At 75.4% G+C, this 22,852-nt stretch carries 3 protein-coding genes; all 3 read left to right on the top strand.

The features are described from left to right. The first annotated feature begins 835 nt into the window (after positions 1–835). The 3 genes from ACLF5H_RS30965 to ACLF5H_RS30955 all read left to right on the top strand — a co-directional run bounded on the left by ACLF5H_RS30965 (position 836) and on the right by ACLF5H_RS30955 (position 22,770). Positions 836–2,044 carry a cytochrome P450 gene (locus ACLF5H_RS30965; RefSeq protein WP_421679308.1) on the top strand — a complete coding sequence of 403 codons (1,209 nt, stop codon included), beginning with the start codon at positions 836–838 and terminating at the stop codon, positions 2,042–2,044. Between the two features lie 102 nt (positions 2,045–2,146). Continuing rightward, positions 2,147–3,499, top strand: a complete 1,353-nt coding sequence (locus ACLF5H_RS30960; RefSeq protein WP_421679307.1) for a serine hydrolase domain-containing protein — start codon at positions 2,147–2,149, stop codon at positions 3,497–3,499. Positions 3,500–4,020: 521 nt separating this feature from the next. Next, positions 4,021–22,770, top strand: a complete 18,750-nt coding sequence (locus ACLF5H_RS30955) for a non-ribosomal peptide synthase/polyketide synthase (RefSeq protein WP_421679306.1) — start codon at positions 4,021–4,023, stop codon at positions 22,768–22,770. Positions 22,771–22,852: the final 82 nt, after the last annotated feature.

The following is a 22,852-nucleotide window of genomic DNA, read 5'->3' as shown; positions in this document are numbered from 1 at the left end:
ATCGCGGATGGCTTCCGAAGGACCGTACGGGCAAACCTCTCTGTCGGATAATCAGCCCAGATCAGGACCGTGTTCGGTCATCGGACCCGGGCGTGTCGCGCTTCGCCGCGCCGCTGAGGTGCCGCGACGCGTGGCGTTCCGACCGGGGTGCGGGCGAAGATTTTTTACGGTGCCGGTTTGCGGACAGGGCGCCGGGGCACCCGCGGGGGCGACGATCCGGCCGCGACGGCATGCGCGCGCACGCCCCGTCGGAGATTGCTCCACGGTGACGCAAAAACACCGGCACAGTACTCTCCGTTCAACTTCAGGGGGTTGCTTACGTGTGACTCACCGTGAAGACTGTGGCCGAGATCCATCGAAACGAAGGTGTGACGGGCTGCGCATCATGCCATTCGTGGGGCGGCATGCTCCACGATTGCGTATCGTCACATCGCGTTCCGAGCAGTCGGGGCCCTCGGCCCCGTTGTCCGTATACGAACCGGGAGGGTCCCGCGGCACCACCGCGCGGGAGGTTTCGCCAAGGGGGATGGGCTATGTCGGGTTGGTGCGCCGTACGACCGGGCTCGCCGCGGGGCCGGGGCCGGCCGCGCAGCCGCCGCGTCCTGTGCCGTATGTGTTGACGGATTCCGGTCCATCCCGGCAGCGGACCGACGGCAGCTGACCGTCCCGCCGCCCCATGGCACGTCATCGGCACGCCACACGGGCCACGCGCTGCTCCCGTCCGGACGTTCGCGCGGCGATGCCCGAGATCTACCGCCGACCGGCCCGCGCCGGTTCGCGCCATTCCTCGTGTGTGTGGTTCCTCCGTGCCCGCACGCGCAAGCAAGGAGACAAGGTGACCAGCAGGCAATCGACGGGCGGACGGCTCCTCCTGGAGGAGTTACCCGACCGCTGGCGGGGTCTACGCGAGGCCGGTCCGGTACGGCACGACGAGGCGCAGGGCGTCTGGCAGGTGCTCGACCACGAGAACGTCGCCGCCGTGCTCTCCGACCACGCGACGTACTCCTCGGACCTGTCCGCCCTCAGCCCCACCCAGCCCGACTTCGAGACCTTCACCCAGGGCAACTTCGTCGCCATGGACCCCCCGGAGCACCGCAAGCTCCGCACCCTGATCAGCCAGGCGTTCACCCCCCGGGTCGTACAGGGACTCGAACCCCGGATCGAGGCCGTCTGCGCCCGGCTGCTGGACGGGGTCGCCGACCAGGACCGGTTCGACCTGGTCGACACGCTGGCCTATCCGCTGCCGATCATCGTGATCGCCGAACTGCTCGGCATCCCCGCCGAGGAGCACCGGCTCTTCCAGGAATGGGCGAGCGTCCTGTTCGGCGGCGACCAGCTCGGCGAGGCGCCGGACATGGCCGATCTGGAACGGGCGCTGGAAGCCATCGCCCCCACCGTGCGCGAGATGAACAGCTACGTCCTTGACCACATACGCGCCCGCCGCGCCGCCCCCGGTGACGACCTGACCAGCAGACTCATCGCCGCCGAGGTGGACGGCGTGCGCCTGCGGGACCAGGAGATGGTCGGCTTCGTGGCACTGCTGCTGGTCGCCGGACACATCACCACCACCGCGCTGCTGGGCAACGCGGTCGTCACCTTCGACCGGTACCCCGAGACGGACGCGGCGCTGCGCGCCGATCCGCTGCGCATCCCCGCCGCCGTCGAGGAGGTGCTGCGCTGGCTGCCCCCCTTCCCCGAACTGGGCCGCCGGGTGACCAGGCCCGTCGTCCTCGGTGGTCACGAGATCCCCGCCGACACCCTGCTGATGGCACATCTGGGCGCCGCCAACCGGGACCCCGCCCGCTTCGACGCGCCCGACGTCTTCGACGTGACCCGCTCGCCCAATCCCCATCTGACCTTCGGGCACGGCATCCACTTCTGCTTCGGCGCGCCGCTGGCCCGGCTGGAGGCGCGGATCGCCCTGAACATGTTGCATGAACGATTCCGCTCCCTGGTGATCCCGTCCCACGAGGACATCACCTATCAGAACCCCGCCGTGCTCATCGGCGTCCGGCAACTGCCCGTCGAGGTCGGCAGAGCGTAGGACCCGGCGCACGAAGCGCACCGGCCGGCCCCCGTACCGCTCACACCCGGGCCGGTCCGGAACACCCGCACATGAGACCCATCCAACGGGAGTCCCCTTCTCATGCCGTACACCATCCCCGCCGCTCCGCCCGTTTCCCGGACGCCCTCGCTGTTACGCCGTCAACTGCGGGACCGGCTCGACGCGCTCGCCCGCACCCACCGGGTGCCCGGCGCGCAACTGGTCCTCGACACCGGCACGGACGTCATATCCATACACACCGGCACGGCGGACGTCTCCGCCGGCACCCTCCTCACGGGGGAGACGGCCGTCCCCCTGGGCTCGCTCACCAAACCCTTCACCGCGGCCCTGGTCATGCTCCTGGCCGACGACGGTGACGTGGACCTGGACGAGCCCGCCGCCGAGCACCTCCAGGAGCTGTGCTCCGTCCCCGAGGTGACGATTCGCCAGCTGCTCAGCCACACCGGCGGGCTGCCCACCGGGCCGGACTCCGACACCGCCGCGGCGACCACCGCCGCCCGCTACCTCACGTCGGTGTGCACCGCCCGCGACCTGCTCTTCCCGCCGGGCAGTGACTTCTCCTACTCCAACGCCGGTTACGTCGCCGCCGGACGGCTCGTGGAGACCGTCACCGGAATGCCGTGGGCCGAGGCGGTCACCTCGCTGCTGCTCGAACCGCTCGGTGTCGTACCGGTGTTCATCGGCGACGCGGCCCCCGCCCGCCCCCTGGCCGCGGGACACGCGGTCAACACCGCCACCGGACAGGCCCTCGCCGCCCGGCAGAACCTGGCACCGCTGGAGGCGCCGGCCGGTGCGCTGCTCGCGAGCGCCGCGGACCTGGCCGCGTTCGGCAACGCGCTGATCGGCCGCTCCGACGTGCTGCCGCCCGCCGTCGCCAAGGACATGCGCCGCCCCGAACCCGCCGCCCGGCCCGGCACCCTGGCCGACGGCTGGAGCCCCGGACTGGCCCAGTACCAGCGGGACGACCGCGCCTGGTACGGCCACGACGGCAACGCCCAGGGCACGTCCTGCCATCTGCGTGTCGACCCGGAGAGCGGGGTGGTGGTCGCCTTCACGGGCAACGCCGGGGGCGCGACCGCGCTGTGGCGCGACCTCACCGGGGAACTCGCCCGGCTGACCGGCATCCGGGTGCCCGCCGGAGGACACCTGGTGGACGGGGGGCGCCGCGCCGCCCTGCCCGGCTGCGTCGGCACGTACCGCAACGGCACCACGACCTACCGCGTCACGGCCGGGCCGGACGGGGAGCCCGCCCTGTCCGTGGACGGCGACCTGGCGCTCCCGCTGGTCTGCTACGCCGACCTGTCCTGCGACCTGCGCGATCCGGCCACCGGAAGCCTGGAGCCCGGCGGCCGCTTCCACCGCGACCCGGTCACCGGGAGCATCGACCGAATACAGATATCCGGCCGTACGGCGCGCCGCACCGACGACGGCTGAACGACGGGACACGGCGGGACGCCGCGGGGCAGGTCGGACCGCGTGTCGGGCCCGGCGCCGGACCTCGGGCAGCGCGGGCCGGTCTCCGGTCCAGACCCGCCGCCCCGCCGGTCATGACCCGGACGGGGCCCGGCACCGGTCCGGGTGCCGATGCCCGGCCCCGGATCCGATTCCCGTTCCGCTTCCCGTTCCTGCCGGGGTACGACGGATGTCCGGCCCAGGGCCCGTCGCGCCGGTCCCGCCCAGGAATCCGGCTCCGGCTCTGGCTCCGGTGAGGCACCCGTGACCAGTGCGCGCGGTCCGGCCGACCGGAGGACGCCCGCCGACGCGGGAATCGTCATCGTCCCACCGCCCGTCCCCCCCCCGGTACCGGTCACCCCGACCGGTACCGGCAGCCCCGTTCGTCCCGCACCGCCGCGCACACCCGGTGTGCCCCCCGTTCCAGCGCGCCGCCCCCGCGGTGGGCCAGGTCGCCCTCCTGGTCCGTGCCGCATCGTCCCGCTCTCCAAAGGACTACACCCATGACGGACCCGCACGACAAGCCCGCATCGGCGCCCGCCCTGCCGCGCTCCGGCCCCACCGGCGCGGCGGAGAGCAGCACGACCGGGGCGCACCCGATGCTCGGCGCGCTGTTCGCCGCCTGGGTGGCGCGCACCCCGGACGCACCGGCCCTCACCGACGGCCGGCGGACCTGGACCTACCGCCAACTGGCCGATCGGGCCGACCGGTTGGCCGGGCATCTGATACGCCGGGGCGCCGGGCCCGACCGGGTGGTCGCCCTGGTCCTGCCGCGCTCCATGGAACTCATCGCCGCCGAACTGGCCGTCTCCCGGGCGGGTGCCGCCTTCCTGCCGGTGGACCCCGGCTACCCCGCCGAGCGCCGGGCCCTGATGCTCGCCGACGCGGCACCCGCCGTCACCCTCGACGACAAGGACCGGGTGGGCGCGGTGCTCGACGGCCGCGACGGCGCGGAGCCCGAGGGGGAGCGGGGCGGGGGGCCGGTCGCCGGGGCGCGTGCCGGGGCCGACAGCGCGGCGTACGTCATCTATACCTCTGGTTCCACCGGCACTCCCAAGGGTGTGACGGTCACCCACCGCGGCATCGGCGGCTTCGTCGCCGCCGCGGCCGAGCGGTACGCCGTGGGTCCCGGTGACCGCGTGCTCCAGTTCTCCTCGCCGAGCTTCGACGCCTCCGTCCTGGAGCTGTTCATCTCGGTGCTGTGCGGTGCCACCCTCGTCGTACCGCCGCACGGCCCCTGGCTGGGCGACGAACTCGCCGCCGTCCTGGACGAGCACCGCATCACCCACGCCCTCATCCCACCGGCCGCGCTCGCCACCCTGCCGGGGCCCGGGACCGGCACGGGACGCCGGCTGCGCACGCTGATCGTGGGCGCCGAAGCCTGCCCGGCCGGGCTCGTGGACACCTGGGCACCCGGCCGCCGCATGATCAACTCCTATGGTCCGACCGAGGCCACCATCGTCGCCACCTGGACCGGGCCGCTCACCGCGGGCCGGGGCACCCCGACGATCGGCGACGCCCTGCCACACACCCGCGCCTACGTGCTCGACCCCGCGATGCGGCCCGTACCGCCCGGCACGGACGGCGAGTTGTTCGTGGGCGGCGACGCGGTGGCCCGCGGCTACCTCGGCCGCCCGGGCCTGACCGCCACCCGCTTCGTCCCCGATCCCTTCGGCCCGGCCGGGGCACGCCTGTACCGCACCGGCGACCGGGCGCGCCGAACCCCGGGCGGCGAACTGGAGTTCCTGGGCCGCCTCGACCGGCAGGTGAAGATCCGCGGCTTCCGCATCGAGCCCGGCGAGATCGAGGCCGCCCTGCGCCGGGCCGGTGCCGTCGGCGAGGCCGTGGTCGTCGTACGCGAGGACGAGCCCGGGCACCAGCGCCTCGTCGGCTACGTCACCCCGGCCGGACAGCAACCCGGCACCGCCCCGGACCCGGCGCGCCCCCTGGATCCCGCGGCGCTGCGGGCCGCCGTGGCCGCGCGGTTGCCCGCCCACATGGTGCCGGCCGCGGTCGTGGTCCTGGACCGGATGCCGCTCACCCCGCAGAACAAGATCGACCGACGGGCGCTGCCCGCGCCGGAGCGCACGGCCGCGGCCGGTCATCTGGCGCCGCGCACCGACGAGGAACGGGCGCTCGCGGCGATCTGGGCGGACGTCCTGGGCGTGGCCGGGGTCGGCGTGACGGACGACTTCTTCGACCTCGGCGGCGAATCCGTCCTCGCCGCCCGCACCCTGTCCCGGATCCGGGACGAACTGGGTGTCCGGCTGACCGTGCGGGACGTCTTCTCGGCGCGCACGATCGCCGCCCTCGCCCCGCTCCTCGCCGACCCGTCGGCCGCCGCGCCCGCCGAGCCGATCCCCCCGGCCCCGCACGCGGACGGCCTGCCGCTGTCCAGCGCGCAACGGCGGCTGTGGTACCTGGACGAACTCAGCGCGGGCGGCACCGAGTACAACACCGGTGTCTCCCTGCGGCTGCGCGGCGCCCTGGACCCCGAGGCGCTGCGGCGGTCCCTGCACCGCCTCGCCGCCCGGCACGCCGCCCTGCGCACCACCTTCGCCACGGCGGACGGACAGGCCCGCCAGCGGATCGCGGCGGAACCGGACCTGCCCCTGCGCACGGCCGACGTCCGCGACCTGCCCCCGGCGCGGCGCGCCCAAGCCGCCGAGGACCTGCTCACCGAGGAACTGGGCCGCCCCCACGACCTGGCCGCCGGACCGCTCACCAGGGCCCTGCTGGTGCGGCTCGCCGACGAGGACCACCTGCTGCTCCTCGCCCAGCACCACATCGTCACCGACGGCTGGTCGGTGGGCATCCTGACCCGCGAACTCGCCGCCCTCTACCACGCCGAGACCACCGGCGAGCCGGACGGCCTTTCCCGGCCGGGCGTGCAGTACCCGGACTTCGCGGTGTGGGAACGGCGGCAGCGGACCTCCGGCGCGGACACGGCCGACCTCGCCTACTGGAAGCGGCACCTGGCCGGACTCCAGCACCTGGAGCTGCCCGCCGACCGGCCGCGTCCGGCCGTGCGCACCACCGCCGGAGCCGCCCACCGGCACGCGCTGCCCGCCGAGTTGATGGCCCGGCTGCGGCAACTGGCCACGGGACGCGGCACCACGGTGTTCACCCTGTTCGCGGGCGCCGCGGCCCTCCTGTTCGCCCGCTACTCGGGCCAGCGGGACATCGCGTTCGGCACCGTCACCGCCGGACGCGCCCGGCGCGAACTGGAGGACGTGGCGGGCTTCTTCGCCAACACGGTCGTGCTGCGCGGCGAAGTGGACGAACGGGCGACCGTCGACCGGTTCGTGGAGAGCATGCGGACGACGGTGCTGGACGCCTTCGCCCACGACGGGGTGCCGTTCGACCGGGTCGTGGAGGAACTGGCCCCGCCCCGCGACCCCAGCCGCACCCCGCTGGTACAGGTCCTCGTCGTCCAGCAGACCGCCCTGCCCGTCCCGCCGCGGGCCGGGGAACTGCGCCTCGCGGAGCACCCGTTGCCCCGCCCGGCCGCGCGCTTCGACCTGGTCCTGGAGTTCACGCCGGAGGCGGACGGCGGCTGCGTGCTGACCGCCGAGTTCAACACGGACCTGTTCGAGGCGGCGACCGCGGCCCGCCTGACCGCGCATCTGCACCGCCTGCTGGAGGGCATGGCCGACGGCCCTGGCCGTCCGCTGGCCGAGCTGCCCATGCTCTCGGCCGAGGAGCAGCGCACGCTGGTGGACACCTGGAACCCGCCCGCCGGGCGCTCCGCGAGCACCGGACACGGCACGCTGCCCGAGCTGTTCCACGCCCAGGCGGCCCGCACCCCGGACCGTACCGCCGTCGTCTGCGGCCCCGCCCGGCTCGACTACGCCGAGGTCGCCCGGCGCGCCAACCGGCTGGCCCGGCTGCTCGTCGCGCGCGGCGCGGGACCCGAGACCCTGGTCGCGCTCTGCCTGCCGCGCTCCGCCGATCTCGTGCCCGTGCTGTGGGCCGTGCTCACCTCGGGCGCCGCCTACCTCCCCGTCGACCCCGGCTACCCGGTCGAACGCATCCGCCTGATGCTCGGCGACGCCCGGCCCGCCCTCGTCCTCGCCACCCGCGAGACCGCCGCCGCCCTGCCCGACGACTGCGCGCCGCTGCTGCTCGACGAGTGCGAGGACGCGGCACGGACCGACGACGCGGGGCACGCCGATGACGCGGCGCGGACCGACGACGCGGCGCATGCCGATGACGCGGCGCGGCCCGACAGGGAACTCACCGACGCCGACCGGCTCCGGCCGCTGCTGCCGGACCATCCCGCGTACGTCATCTACACCTCCGGTTCCACCGGCCGCCCCAAGGGGGTGGTGGTGACCCATCGCAGCGTCGCCGCCCTGGCCGCGTGGGCGGGCGAGCGGTTCGAGGCCGCCGGGCTCGGCCATGTGATCGCCTCCACCTCCCTCAACTTCGACGTCTCGGTCTTCGAGCTGCTCTGCCCCCTGACGGCGGGCGGCACGGTCGAGGTGGTCGCCGATCTGCCGGCCCTCGCCGACGGCTCGGGACCCCGGCACGCGGGGCTGCTCAGCGGGGTGCCCTCCGTCGTCTCCCGCCTGATCGCGGGCGGTACGGCGCCGCTGACCGCGGACACCGTCGTCCTGGCCGGTGAGGCCCTGCCCGCGCAGACCGTGCACGAGCTGCGGGCCGCCATGCCCGGGGCCCGCATCGCCAACATCTACGGCCCCACCGAGGCCACCGTGTACGCCACCGCCTGGTTCGCCGGTGACCGGCTGCCCGACCAGGCCCCGCCCATCGGCGAACCGGTCGCGCTCACCCGGGCCTACGTCCTGGACGGCCGGCTGCGGCCCCAGCCGGTCGGCGTCACCGGTGAGCTGTACCTCGGCGGCGGCGGCCTGGCCCGCGGCTACCTGCGCCGTCCCGCGCTGACCGCGGCCCGGTTCGTCGCCGACCCGTTCGGCGCGCCCGGGGAGCGCATGTACCGCACCGGCGACCTGGTGCGCCGCGCCGCCGACGGCCGCCTGGAGTACGTGGGCCGGATCGACCAGCAGGTCAAGGTGCGCGGCTTCCGCATCGAACTGGGCGAGGTGGAGGAGGCGTTGCGCGGCTGCGCGGGCGTCGCCGAGGCCGCCGCCAGGGCCGTCCTGGGCGAGGGCGAGGACCACCGGCGCCTGGTCGGCTACGTCGTCCCGGCCGCCGGTCAGTCCGTGGAACCGGAGGCCGTACGCCGGGAACTCGGCCGTACCCTGCCCGACTACATGGTCCCGGCGACGGTCGTCGTCCTGGCGAGCCTGCCGCTCAGCCCGAACGGCAAGGTCGACCGCGGCCGGCTCCCCGACCCGGGCCCCGCCGTGCGCGCCGTACGGCATGTCGCGCCCCGCACCCCCACCGAGCGCACCCTCGCCGCGATCTGGGCCGAGGTGCTGCGCGCCGAACGCATCGGCGTCGACGACAACTTCTTCGAACTCGGCGGCGACTCGATCCTCAGCATCCAGGTCGTGGCCCGCGCCCGGCAGGACGGCCTGCCGCTGACCTCGCGGGACGTCTACCAGCACCAGACGGTCGCCGCCCTGGCCCGCTGCGCCGACGCCGCGGGACGGCTCCATGAGGCAGCCCCGGCACCGGAGGAGGCCACCGGTACGGCCCCGCTGACGCCCATCCAGCACTGGCTGTTCGGCGCCGGTGTGCGGGACGCCGGGCACTTCTCGCAGGCGCTGTCCGTCCGGCTGCCCGACGACCTGGACGCCGCCGCGCTGGAGGACGCGCTGAACGACCTCGCCGGGCACCACGACGCCCTGCGCTCCCGGTTCGCCGACACCGGTGGGCAGGGGCGCGAGGCCGTCTGGTTCATCGACGAGCGGATGCCCCGGCTCCGGCTGGCCCGGCACACCGGACCGGACACGGACACGCCCCACTTCGGGCCCTTCGACCTCGCCCGGGGGCCACTGCTGCGCGCCGTGCTGCACGAGGGCGGACCAGGACGGCCCGCCGTGCTGCACCTCGCGGTCCACCACCTGGTGGTCGACGGCGTGTCCTGGCGGGTCCTGCTGGAGGACCTCGACCGCGCCTACCGGGCCCGCCGCACCGGCGCCGACGGCGCGGCGGCCCTGCCCGCGAAGTCCTCGCCGCTGCGCCAGTGGGCCCGTCGGCTGGCCGCCCACGCGGCGGACGGCGGCTTCGAGGACGAGCGGGAGTACTGGGCGCGGGCGGTCCCGGACACCGAACCGGCGGTAGCGGCCGGACCGGAGCGCGGCGCCAACACCTACGCCTCGCAGCGCGCGTTCACCCTGCGCCTCAGCCCCGAGGACACCTCGGTCCTGCTGCACACCCTGCCCGACACCTACCGCACCCAGGTCAACGACGTCCTGCTCAGCGCCCTCGGCCGCGCCCTGTGCGCCTGGAGCGGCCGGGACCGGGTGATCGTCGACGTCGAGGGACACGGCCGCGAGGAACTCTTCCCCGAGCTGGACATCAGCCGCACGGTCGGCTGGTTCACCACCCGCTACCCCGTCGCCCTCGCCGTCCCCGGGAAGGACGGCTGGGACGCCGTACTGAAGCGCGTCAAGGAGCAGCTGCGCGCGATACCCCGGCACGGCCTGGGCCATGACGCGCTGCGCCACCTGGCCGGACCCGGCGGCGACCCCGGCACGCCGGAGGCGCGGATCAGCTTCAACTACCTGGGCCGGATGGGGGCTTCGGCCGCGCCCGACGGGCTGTACCGGGGCACCGTACGGCCGCTGGAGCTGGACGCCGACCCGGCGGCCGAACGGCCGCATGCCCTGGAGGTCGTCGGCCAACTGGTGGACGAACAGCTGGAGTTCACCTGGTTCTACTCGGAGCTGCTGCACGCCGAGGACACGATCGGGACGCTGGCCACAGGCTTCGCCGAGGCGCTCGCGGACCTGGCCCGGTTCGCCGCCGGGCCCGGGGCCGCCGGGCGCACCCCGTCCGACTTCCCGCTGGCCCGGCTCGACCAGGCCGCCGTGGACCGCCTCACCGGCACGGACCCGGCGGCCGTCGCGGACATCCTGCCGCTCACCCCGACCCAGGCGGGCATGCTCTTCCACGGCCTGTCCCAGGACGACCGGGGCGTCTACTTCCAGCAGCTCACCTTCGTCCTGGACGGCGTGGACGAGCCGGGAACCCTCGCCGCCGCCTGGCAGCGGGTGACCGACCGCGCCGAGGTGCTGCGCGGCGGCGTCGTCTGGCAGGACGTGCCCGAGCCGCTGCTCGTGGTCCGGCGGCACGCGGCCGTACCGGTCACCCACCTGGACTGGCGGGACCTGACGGAGGAGGAGCGGCGCACCCGGCTGGACGACGTCCTGGACCGCGACCGCGCCGAGGGCATCGACCTCGGGCGGGCCCCACTCCAGCGCCTCCTCCTCGCCCGGGTCTCCGACACCGCGGTGCGCGTGGTGTGGTCCTTCCACCATCTGCTCCTCGACGGCTGGAGCCTGTTCCAGGTCCTCTCGGACGTCTTCGCCCTCACCGGCGGCACCGGCCCGGACGCCCTCCCGGACCGCCCGCCGTACCGGGACTACGTCGGCTGGCTGCGCGCCCGCGACACCGCGGAGGCCGAACGGCACTGGCGGCACCGGCTCGCCGGACTGACCGAGGCCACCCCCCTGCCGTACGACCGCGAGCCGCGCGAGAGCCACCGCGCCGAGTCCACCCACGCCGTACGGGCCACCCTGCCCGAGGCCGCGAGCCGGGCGTTGGAGGAGCTGGCGCGGACCTCCGGACTGACCCTCAACACCCTGGTGCAGGGCGCCTGGGCGCTGCTGCTGGCCCGGCAGTCCGGCCGGGACGAGGTGGTGTTCGGCACCACCGTGTCCGGCCGACCGCCCGAGCTGCCCGGCGCCGACGCCATGACCGGCCTGTTCATCACCACCCTGCCGACCCGGGCCGCCGTCCCAGGCCACGGGACCCTGCTCGACTGGCTGCGCGCCCTCCAGCGCGACCAGAGCGAGGACCGGCGGTTCGACCACCTGCCGCTCACCCGGCTGCGCGCCCTCACCGAACTGCCGGAACGCGTCGGCCTGTTCGACAGCATCGTCGTCTTCGAGAACTATCCGGTGGACGACGACCTCGCCGCCGCCCACGGGCTGCGCCTGAGCGGCCTGGAGGGCATCGAGACCACCAACTACCCGCTGAGCCTGACCGCTTACCCCGGCCAGGAGCTGACCCTGCGCCTGGGGTACGACCCCGACCTGTTCGACGCGGGGACCGCCGAGCGGCTGGCCGAATACCTCACCGTGCTGCTCACGGGAATGCCCGACGGCACCCGGCGCCCGCCCGCTCGGCTCCCGCTGCTCGCCCCGGAGCGCCGCGCACAGGTGCTGCGCGCCTGGAACGACACCGCCACCGACCGGCCCCCCACCACCGTCGCCGACCTCTTCGCCGCACAGGTGCGCCGCACCCCGGACGCCGTCGCCCTGGAAGCCGCCGACGAACACCTCACCTACGCCGAACTCGACGCCCGCGCCGCCCGGTTGGCGGCCCGGCTGACCGGCCTCGGGGTACGGCCGGAACGCCCGGTCGGCGTGCTGATGGACCGCTCCGTGGCACTGGTCGTCGCCCAGCTGGCCCTCGTCCGCACCGGCGGGGTGTACGTGCCGCTGGACGGCAGGGCGCCCGCCGAACGACTGCGCCGGATGCTGGCCGAGGCCGGCGCCGAGCTGCTGCTCACCGACGCCGCCTGGGCGGAGACGGCCCGTGCGGTGCTGCCCGGCGACGGCGTGCTGCGCGCCGACGGCACGCCCGACGCGGACACCCCCGTACCCACCGGCCCCCTGCCGCCCGTCCACCCGGACAACGCGCAGTACCTGATGTTCACCTCCGGCTCCACCGGCACCCCCAAGGGTGTCGCGGTACGCCAGCGGGACGTCGCCGCCCTCGCCCTGGACCGCGCCTTCGCCGGGCACGACCGGGTCCTCGTGCACTCGCCGCACGCCTTCGACGCCGCCACCTACGAGGTGTGGGTGCCGCTGCTGCGCGGCGGCACCGCCGTCCTCGCCCCGCCCGCCGACCTGGACACCGCCCAGGTCCGCAGGGCCGTCACGGAACAGCGGGTCGGCTGCCTGTGGCTGACCGCGGGACTGTTCCGGCTCCTCGCCCAGGAGGACCCCGGCTGCCTGCGCGGCGCGCGCGAGGTGTGGACGGGCGGCGAGGCGGTGCCGGGCGCGGTGGTGCGCCGGGTGCTGGACGCCTGCCCCGGCCTGACCGTCATGGACGGCTACGGCCCCACCGAGACCACCACCTTCGCCACCCGCCGCGCCTTCCGCACCGGCGACCCGCTGCCCGCCGTCCTCCCCATCGGCCGCCCGCTGGACGACACCCGCGTCTACGTCCTGGACGCCGCCCTCCAGCCGCAGCCGCCCGGCATCCCCGGCGAGCTGTACATCGCGGGCGCCGGACTGGCCCGGGGCTACGCGGGGCGGCCCGGCGCGACCGCCGCCCGCTATCTCGCCGACCCCTTCGGTCCGCCCGGGGAACGGATGTACCGCACCGGCGACATCGTGCGCTGGAGCGCCGACGGCGAGCTGCACTTCGTCGGCCGCGCCGACGACCAGATCAAGATCCGCGGCTTCCGCGTCGAACCCGCCGAGATCGAGGCCCGGCTCACCGCCCACCCCGCCGTCGCCGAAGCCGTCGTCTCCCTCTACCAGGACGGCGGACGCAAACGCCTCGCCGCCCACCTCGTCCCCGCCGTCGGCGCCGCGATACCGCCCGCCGCCGAGCTGCGCGCCCATCTCGCCGACGGCCTGCCCGACTACATGCTGCCCGCCGCGTTCGTCACCGTGTCCGAGCTGCCGCTGACCGGCAACGGCAAGGTCGACCGGCGCCGGCTGCCCGCACCCGACTGGTCGGCCGGTGGGGAGCGGGCCCACCGCGCCCCGAGCACCGAGACCGAGCGGCTGCTCACCGGGATCTGGGCCGAGCTGCTGGGCGTGGAACGGGTCGGCGTCGACGACAACTTCTTCATGCTGGGCGGCGACTCGATCCTCAGCATCCAGGTCGTCTCCCGCGCCCGCGCCGCCGGGCTCACCCTCACCCCGCGCGACCTCTTCCGGCACCCCACGGTGGCCGAACTGGCCGCCGCGGACGGCTCCGCCGCGCCCGCCGTCACCGGCACCGCACCGGTCAGCGGGGCGGTGGACCTCACCCCGATCCAGCACTGGTTCCTCGACCCCCGCCCGCCGCACGCCGACCTCTTCGACCAGTCCGTCCTCATCGAGGCGGCCGGACCGGTGGACGAGGACGCGCTGCGCCGCGCCCTCACCGCCCTGTGGACCCGGCACGACGCGCTGCGCGCCCGGTTCACCGCCGACGCGGACGGCACCTGGCGGCAGGACGTCCCCGCCGCCGACGCCCCGGAGCCCGAGCTGCTCCAGGTCCACGACCCCCGGGCCGAGGAGTTCGTCACGGCGGCGGCCCACGCCGGACTCCGCCTCGCGACAGGACCGCTGTTCACCGCCCGCCTGTTCACCGCCGACGGCACCCGGCCCGCGCGGCTGCTGCTGGTCGCCCACCACCTGGTGGTCGACGGCGTCTCCTGGCGCATCCTGCTGGAGGACCTGGAGACCGCCTACCGGCAGGCCCTGACCGGCGAGCCCGTGCGCCTGCCCGCCCGCACCACCTCCGTGCACGCCTGGGTCCACCGGCTGCGCGAGCACGCCGACACCTTCGCCGCCCGGCTCGACCACTGGGAGCGGGCCGCCCGGCACTGCGCCGACCCGCTGCCCGCGGACGGCACCGGCGGCAACACCATGGCCGACGTCCGCGAGGTCACCGTACGACTGGACCGCGACCGCACCGACGCCCTGCTGCGCCGCGTCCCCGGGGTCTACCGCACCCGCGTCGACGACGTCCTGCTCACCGCGCTCGGCCGGGTCCTCGCCGACTGGACCGGGCACGGCACCGTCGCCGTCGGACTTGAGGGCCACGGCCGTGAGGACCAGCTGTTCGAGGACGTCGACCTGTCCCGCACCGTCGGCTGGTTCACCTCGCTCTTCCCCCTCGCCCTGACCGTCCCGCCCGGCGACTGGGGCACCGCCCTGAAGGCCGTCAAGGAACAGCTGCGCGCCGTACCCGACCGCGGTCTCGGCTACGGCGTACTGCGCCATCTCGTCCGCGACGCCCGGCTCACCGGCGCGCCCGAACCCGCCATCAGCTTCAACTACCTGGGCCGCTTCGACTGGTCCGGGGCGGGCGGCAGCCTGGTCGGGGCGGTACCCGGCGGCCTGGGCGGCGCCGAGGCGCCCGGCACCGAACGCCTGCACCTGCTGGACGTGGTGGCCCGGGTCGAGGACGACCGGCTGGAGATCACCTGGTACTACAGCGCCGGACGGCACCACGAGCACACCGTCACCGCGCTCGCCGAGGGCGTGCTGCGCGCGCTCGGCGACATCGTCGCGCACTGCGCCCGCCCCGAGGCGGGCGGCCGCACCCCCTCGGACTTCCCGCTGGCCCGCCTGGACCAGACCGCCGTCGACCACATCGCCGGCACCGGCCATGACATCGCGGACATCTACCCGCTCACCCCGATGCAGGCCGGAATGCTCTTCCACAGCCTGCTCGACCCGGCGGGCCGCACCTACGTCAACCAGGTGCAGCTGGTGCTGAACGGGGTCACCGACCCGCGGGCGCTCGCCCAGGCGTGGCAGCACACCGCGGACGCCAACCCGGTCCTGCGCACCCACCTGGTGTGGCAGGAGACCCCGCAACCGCTCCAGGTCGTCCGGCACCGCGCCACCGTGCCGGTCACCCACCACGACTGGTCAGGGCGGCCCGCCGACGACTGCGCGGACGAGCTGGACCGGCTGCTCGCCGAGGACCGGGAGCGGGGCATCGACCTGGGCACCGCGCCCCTGATGCGGCTGACCCTGATCAGGCTCGCGCCCGAGCGGGTCCGGCTGGTGTGGACGTTCCACCACGTCCTGCTGGACGGCTGGAGCGCCGCCCAGGTCTTCGACGAGGTCTGCGAGCGGTACGCCGCGCTCACCTCCGGGCGCCGCCCGCGACCGACCGAACGCAGGCCGTTCGCCGAGTACCTGCGCTGGCTCGCCGCACAGGACACCGAACGCGCCGAACGGCACTGGCGGGCCGCCCTCGCCGGCTTCCAGGCCCCCACCGAGCTGCCCCGGGACCGGCGCCCCGCCGAGGCCCACCGCGCCTCCTCCTGCGGCACGGTGCGCACGACCCTCGCCCCGGACGTCTCGGCGCGGCTGCGCGAGACCGCCCAGCGCGCCGGACTCACCCTGAACACGGTCCTCCAGGGCGCCTGGGCGCTGCTGCTGTCCCGCTACGGCGGCGGCACCGACGTGGTGTTCGGCACCACCGTCTCCGGCCGCCCCGCCGAACTGCCCGGCGTCACCTCGATGGTGGGCCTGTTCATCAACACGCTGCCCACCCGCGCCCGCGTCGACGGTCAGCGCCCGCTGCTTGACTGGCTGCGCGAACTCCAGGCCGCCCAGTCCGAGGCCCGCCGCCATGACTTCGTCTCGCTCGCCCAGTTGCAGTCCTGGAGCGAAGTGCCCGGCGGCACAAGCCTGTTCGACTCCATCGTGGTCTTCGAGAACTATCCGTTCGACGAACACGCGCTGGCCCGCCACGGCCTGTCCATGGAGCAGGAACGCGACCTGGAACCGACGAACTACCCGCTGAGCGTGGTCGTCGCGCCCGGCGACACCCTGGCCGTGAACCTGGACTACGACCCGGACGCCTTCGACGCCACGACGGTACGGGCGCTCGGCGAGAGCCTGCGCACCCTGCTGACCGGCATGGCCGACGACCCCGGCCGCACCCTCGCCGAACTGCCCCTGCTCGATACGCCCGGGGCGCGGGCGCTGGTGGACCGCCTGGGCGGACCCGTGGCCGAACTCCCGCACGGCACCCTGCCGGAGGCGTTCCGACGGCAGGCCGAGCGTACCCCGGACGCCCTCGCCGTCCGCCACGCCGACCGGTGCCTCACCTACGGCGAGCTCGACGCCCGCGCCAACCGGCTGGCCCGGCGGCTCATCGCGGCCGGTGCCGGACCCGAGCGCTTCGTCGCCCTGTGCCTGCCCCGCACCGCCGAGCTGATCGTGGCGCTCCTCGCGGTGCTCAAGAGCGGCGCCGGATACCTGCCGGTCGACCCCCAGTACCCGGCCGAGCGCGTCGCGTTCCTCTTCGAGGACGTACGGCCCGACGCCGTGATCACGGCCGCCTCGACCGCGGGGCGGCTGCCCGAGGGGCCGTTCACCCGCATCCTGCTGGACGAGGAGCCGGACCCCCAGGTGCCGGACACCCCGGTCGGCGACGACGAACGCCGTACCGCCCTGCTGCCCGGCCACCCCGCCTATGTGATCCACACCTCGGGCTCGACCGGCCGCCCCAAGGGCGTCGTCGTCAGCCACGCCTCCGTCCTCGCCCTGACCGACTGGGCGGCGGCCGAGTTCACCGGCCGGGGCCTCGCCCATGTGATCGCCTCCACCTCGCTCAATTTCGATGTGTCGGTCTTCGAGATCTTCGCCCCGCTGCTCTCCGGCGGCTGCGTCGAGATCGTCCGCGACCTGCTGGCCCTCGCCGAACGCCCCGGCCCGTGGCGGGCCGGACTGCTCAGCGCGGTGCCCTCCGCCCTGGACCGGCTGCTCGCCGAGGACGCCGTCCAGGTCACCGCCGACACCGTGGTCCTCGCGGGGGAGGGGCTGCCCGCCCGGACCGTGCGCCGGGTCCGCGACGCCGTCCCCGGCGGCGAGGTGCGCAACATCTACGGGCCCACCGAGGCCACCGTCTACGCCACCGCCTTCACCTGCGACCCGGCCGACCCCGACCGCGACCCGCCGATCGGCCGCCCGCTCGGCGGTGCCCGCGCCTACGTCCTGGACGAGCGGATGCGCCCGGTGCCCGTCGGCGCGCCCGGCGAGCTCTTCCTCGCCGGAACCGGGGTCGCCCGCGGCTATCTGCGCCGCCCCGGCCTGACCGCGACCCGCTTCCTGCCCGACCCGTTCGGCCCGGCGGGCAGCCGTATGTACCGCACCGGCGACCGGGTCCGCTGGACGGCCGACGGCGACCTCGTCTACCTCGGGCGCGGCGACGACCAGGTGAAGGTACGCGGCTTCCGCATCGAACTCGGCGAGGTGGAGGCCGCGCTGGCCCGCCACCCGGCCGTGGCGGGAGCGGCCGCCCGGGTGGTGGAGCAGGACGGCCACCGCCGGCTCATCGGCTACGCGGTGCCCCGCGCGGCCGCTCTGCCGGACCCCGCCGAACTGCGCGCCTTCCTCGCGGGCAGCCTCCCCGACCATCTGGTCCCCGCCCTCGTCCTGCCGCTGGAGCGGCTGCCGCTCGGCGCCACCGGCAAGCTCGACCGGCGGGCCCTGCCCACCCCCGAGTGGGCCGCGCCCAGCGCCGGTACGGGAGCGGGCCGACCGCCGCACACCGAGGCGGAGCACACCCTGGCCGCCATCTGGTCCGAGGTGCTGGGCGTGCCCGAAGTGGGCGCGGACGACAACTACTTCATGCTCGGCGGCGACTCCATCCTCGGCATCCAGATCGTCTCGGCCGCCCGCCGCGCCGGTCTCGCCCTGAACCCCCGGCACCTGTTCACCCACCAGACCCTCGCCGAACTCGCCGCCGCGGCCGAGAAGTTGCCGGACAGCGCCGGATCCGCCGGAGCCGAACAGGGCCCGGTGACCGGCGAGGCCCCGCTCACCCCCGTACAGCACTGGCTGCTCGACACGCTCACCGGGGACCCCGCGCGCTTCAGCCAGACGGTCTCCTTCGAACTGGCCGAGGAACCCGAGGAGTCGGTGCTGCGGGCCGCCCTGGCCGCCGTACTGGAGCACCACGACGCGCTGCGGCACCGCTTCGAGGAGGCCGGGGACGGCCGCTGGCGGCAGTACGGCAGCGCGCCCGGCGACACCGCCGTGCACCTGGAGGTGCACCGGGACGCGGAGCCGCGCGCGGTGGCCGCCGCCCTCGGCGCCGGGTTCGACCTGGCCCACGGGCCGCTGCTGCGCGCGGCCCTGTGCCTGCCGGGCGGCACCGCACGGCCGGTGCTGCTGCTCGCCGCCCACCACCTCGTCGTGGACGCCGTGTCCTGGCGGCTGATCCTGGAGGACCTGGAGAGCGCCCACCGCGCCCTGCGGGACGGGGCGCGGCCCGAACTCGGCGCCAAGAGCACCTCGTTCCAGGCCTGGGCCAGGCGGCTCGCCGAGCACACCGAGGCGGGCGGCTTTGACGCCGAACTCGCCCACTGGCAGGGCGTCGGCACCGGGACCGCCCTGCCGGTCGACCACACCGGCGGCGCGAACACCGTCGCCGTCGAGGAGAGCCTGACCGCCGGACTCGACGCCGAGGAGACCCGCCGACTGCTCCAGGACGTCCCGGACGCCTACCGCACCCGCGTCAACGACGTCCTGCTCACCGCGCTGGGCCGGGTCCTCGGCCGCTGGACGGGCCGGGACCGGGTGGCGGTCACCCTGGAGGGCCACGGCCGCGAGGAACTCTTCGCCGAGGCGGACCTCGCCCGCACCACCGGCTGGTTCACCACCGTGTACCCGGTCGCCCTGGACGTGCCCCGGGAGGCGGACACCGGCACCGCGCTGAAGACCGTCAAGGAGAACCTGCGGGCCGTACCGAACGGCGGCCTCGGCTACGGCGCGCTGCGCCATCTGCACCCCACGGCGGGCGCCGCCCTGCCCGGACTGCCCCAGGTGTGCTTCAACTACCTCGGCCGGCAGGACCGGACCCCCGCGCCCGGCGGCCTGCTGGGCGCGCCCCACGGCGACGGCCTCAGCGGCGGCATGGACCGCGCCGCGGACCGCCCGCACCTGCTGGACGTCCTCGGCCGGGTCACCGGCGACCGGCTGGAGTTCACCTGGTCGTACTCCCGCGAGGTGCACCGGCCGGAGACCGTCGCCCGGCTGGCGGCCGAACTGGCCGACGAACTGCGCGCGATCGTCCGGCACTGCGCCGAACCCGGCGCCGGTGGCCGCACCCCGTCCGACTTCCCGCTCGCGCCACTGGACCAGACCGCTCTCGACCGGCTCGTCGGCAGCGGGGCGGACGTCCAGGACGTGTACCCGCTCACGCCCACCCAGACCGGCATGGTGATGCACGGCCTGGACGAGGCCGAACACGGCCTGTACGTCGAGCAGATCACCTTCGTGGCGGACGGCGCCCGCGACCCGGGCACCCTGGCGGCCGCCTGGCGGCACGTCGTCGACCGCACCCCCGTGCTGCGCACCTCCGTCGCCCTGCACGGCGTGCCCGTACCGCTCCAGATCGTCCACCGGGACGTGGTCCTGCCCGTCACCGAGCACGACTGGAGCGCGCTGTCCGCGGACCGGCGGGAGGCGGAGCTGGAGCGGCTGCTCGCCGAGGAGCGGGCCCGGGGCCTGGCCCTGGAGCGCGCCCCGCTGCTGCGGCTCGCCCTGGTCCGGCTCGGACCGGACGCGGTACGGGTCGTCTGGACCTTCCACCACGTCCTGCTGGACGGCTGGAGCGTCTTCCACGTACTCGCCGATGTGCTGGCCGCCCACGAGGCGCTGGCCCGGGGCGAGCGGCCCCGGCTGCCCGAGCGCCGCCCGTTCGCGGACTACGCCGCCTGGCTGGCCGCCCGCGGCACCGGACCCGCCGAGGACCACTGGCGCGGGGCCCTGTCCCAACTGCGCACACCGACCCCGCTGCCGTACGACCGCAGGCCCGCCCCCGGCACCACGGCCCGCTCGGGCACCTGGCTGTCGCAGCGGCTCGGCGCCGAGGAGACCCGCCGCCTCCAGGAGTTCGCGCGGCGGCACCGCCTGACCCTGAACACCCTGGTGCAGGGCGCCTGGGCGCTGCTGCTGGCCCGGTGGAGCGGGGAGGCGGAGGTGTGCTTCGGCACCACCGTCTCCGGACGGCCCGCCGACCTGCCCGGCGCCGACACCATCACCGGCCTGTTCATCACCACGCTGCCCGCCCGGATCGCCGTCGACGGCGCCGCGCCCGCGGCCGGCTGGCTGCGCGCGGTGCAGGAGGCGCGCGCGGAGGACCGGCGCCACGACCACCTGCCGCTCAACGCGCTGCGCGCCCTCACCGAACTGCCGCCGGGCACCGGCCTGTTCGACAGCCTGGTGGTGTTCGAGAACTACCCGGTCGGCGACGCGACCGCGGGCGCCCACGGGCTCGCCCTGCGCGACCTGGACGCCCGGGAGGCCACCAACTACCCGCTCACCGTGGTGGTCTCGCCCGGCGACCGGCTCGCCGTCGAACTCGGTTACGACCCGAGGTGCTTCGACGCGGACACCGCCGACGCCCTCGCCGCCCAGCTGCTGCACACCCTGCACACCCTGGCCGGCACGGACGGCACCGCCCGCCTCGACGAACTCGACGTGCTGCCGCCCGCACTGCGCGAGCGGCTGCTGCGGGGACCGTCCCGCCCGGCCTCGGGCGAGGTGCCCGCCGTCACCCTGCCCGCCCTCGTGGAGGCGGCCGTCGACCGTCGGCCGGACGCCCCCGCGCTCGCCGCGCCCGGCTCCCTGCTCACCTTCGCCGAGGCGGAGGCGCGGGCCAACCGGCTGGCCCACCGGCTCATCGCCCGGGGCGCCGGACCCGGCGACATCGTCGCGCTGCTGCTGCCCCGCTCCGTGGACATGGTGCTGGCCCAGCTGGCGGTGGCCAAGGCGGGCGCCGCGTTCCTGCCCGTGGACCCCGCCTACCCCGAGGAGCGGATCGCGCTGATGCTGCGCGACGCCGCCCCCGCCCTGACCCTCGACGCCAAGGAGATCGCAGGCCTGCTCGCCGCGCCGCCGGACGAGGCACCCGGACACCGGCCCGCCGACGCCGACCGCAGGCGCCCGCTGGACCTGGACGACCCGGCGTACGTCATCTACACCTCCGGCTCCACCGGCACCCCGAAGGGCGTGGTCGTCACCCACCGCGGGCTCGCCGCGTTCTCCGCCGCCGAGGCCGCCCACTACCAAGTGGCCGAGGGAGACCGGGTGCTGGCCTTCGCCACGCCCAGCTTCGACGCCTCCGTACTGGAGCTGTGCATGTCCCTGCCGCACGGCGCCCGGCTCGTCGTGCCCCGCCCCGGACCGCTGCTCGGCGCCGAACTGGCCGACGTGATGCGGGCCGAGCGCATCACCCATACCCTGCTGCCCCCGGCCGCGCTCGCCACCCTGCCCCCGGGCACCCCCGGCACTCTGCCGGACCTGAAGACCCTGATCGTCGGCGCCGAGGCGTGCGGGGCCGACCTGGTGGCCCGCTGGGCGCCGCACCACCGCATGGTCAACTCCTACGGCCCCACCGAGGCCACCGTCGTCGCCACCTGGTCCGCGCCGCTGGCGGCGGATGGCGGTGCACCCCCCATCGGCCGCCCGCTGCCCGCCACCGGCGCCTACGTCCTGGACGCCCGGCTGCGGCCGGTACCCGACGGTGTCCCCGGCGAACTCTGGCTGTCAGGAACGGCGTTGGCCCGCGGCTACCTCGGCCGCCCGGGACTGACCGCCGCCCGGTTCCGCGCCGACCCGTTCGGGCCGCCCGGCACCCGCATGTACCGCACCGGCGACCTGGTGCGCCGTGACAGCGGCGGCGAACTGCACTACCGGGGGCGCACCGACCACCAGCTCACGCTGCGCGGCCACCGCATCGAGGCGGGCGAGGTCGAGGCGACCCTCGTACGCCACCCGGACGTGCTGGACGCGGTGGTGACCGTACGCGAGGACGAACCCGGCCTGCCGCGCCTGGTCGCCCACCTGCTCACTGCCCCCGGCGCCGAACCCCCCGCCCCGGCCGAACTGCGGTCCCTGGCCGCCCGGTTCCTGCCGGGCCACATGATCCCGTCGGCCTTCGTCGCCCTGGAGCGCTTCCCTCTCACCGAGAACGGCAAGACCGACCGGGCGGCCCTGCCCGCACCGGCACCGGAGGAGGAGCGGGACCGGCCCGAGTACGTGGCACCGCGCACCCCCACCGAGGAGGCGGTCGCGGAGATCTGGGAGGAGACCCTGGGGACGTCCGTCGGCGCCGAGGACGATTACTTCCTGCTCGGCGGCGACTCCATGCGCGCCCTGCTCATCGCCTCCCGCGCCAACGACGCGTTCGCCATCACACTGACCCCCCGCGACGTCCTGGTCTCGCGCACCGTCGCCGCCCTGGCGCACCTGGTGGAGGAGCAGATCCTCAGCGAGTTCGAGAACGCCGCGTACGGCGACGCCGACGACGACCACGGCACCGGCCCCGACGACGCCTACGACCAGGGCACCGGACCCGACGACGAAGACGCCGCGCTCGGCGGCAACGACCACGAACGGTGAGGAATCGACGACCATGACGTCTTCGACCCCTTCGAACCCCTCCGGCCCCGCCCGCCCCTCCCGGCGGGACCGCGCCGAGGCA

It is taken from the genome of Streptomyces sp. LaBMicrA B280 (assembly GCF_049222185.1).
In the GTDB taxonomy this organism is placed as follows: Bacteria; Actinomycetota; Actinomycetes; order Streptomycetales; family Streptomycetaceae; genus Streptomyces; species Streptomyces murinus.
This window is presented reverse-complemented; position numbering and strand designations above follow the sequence as displayed.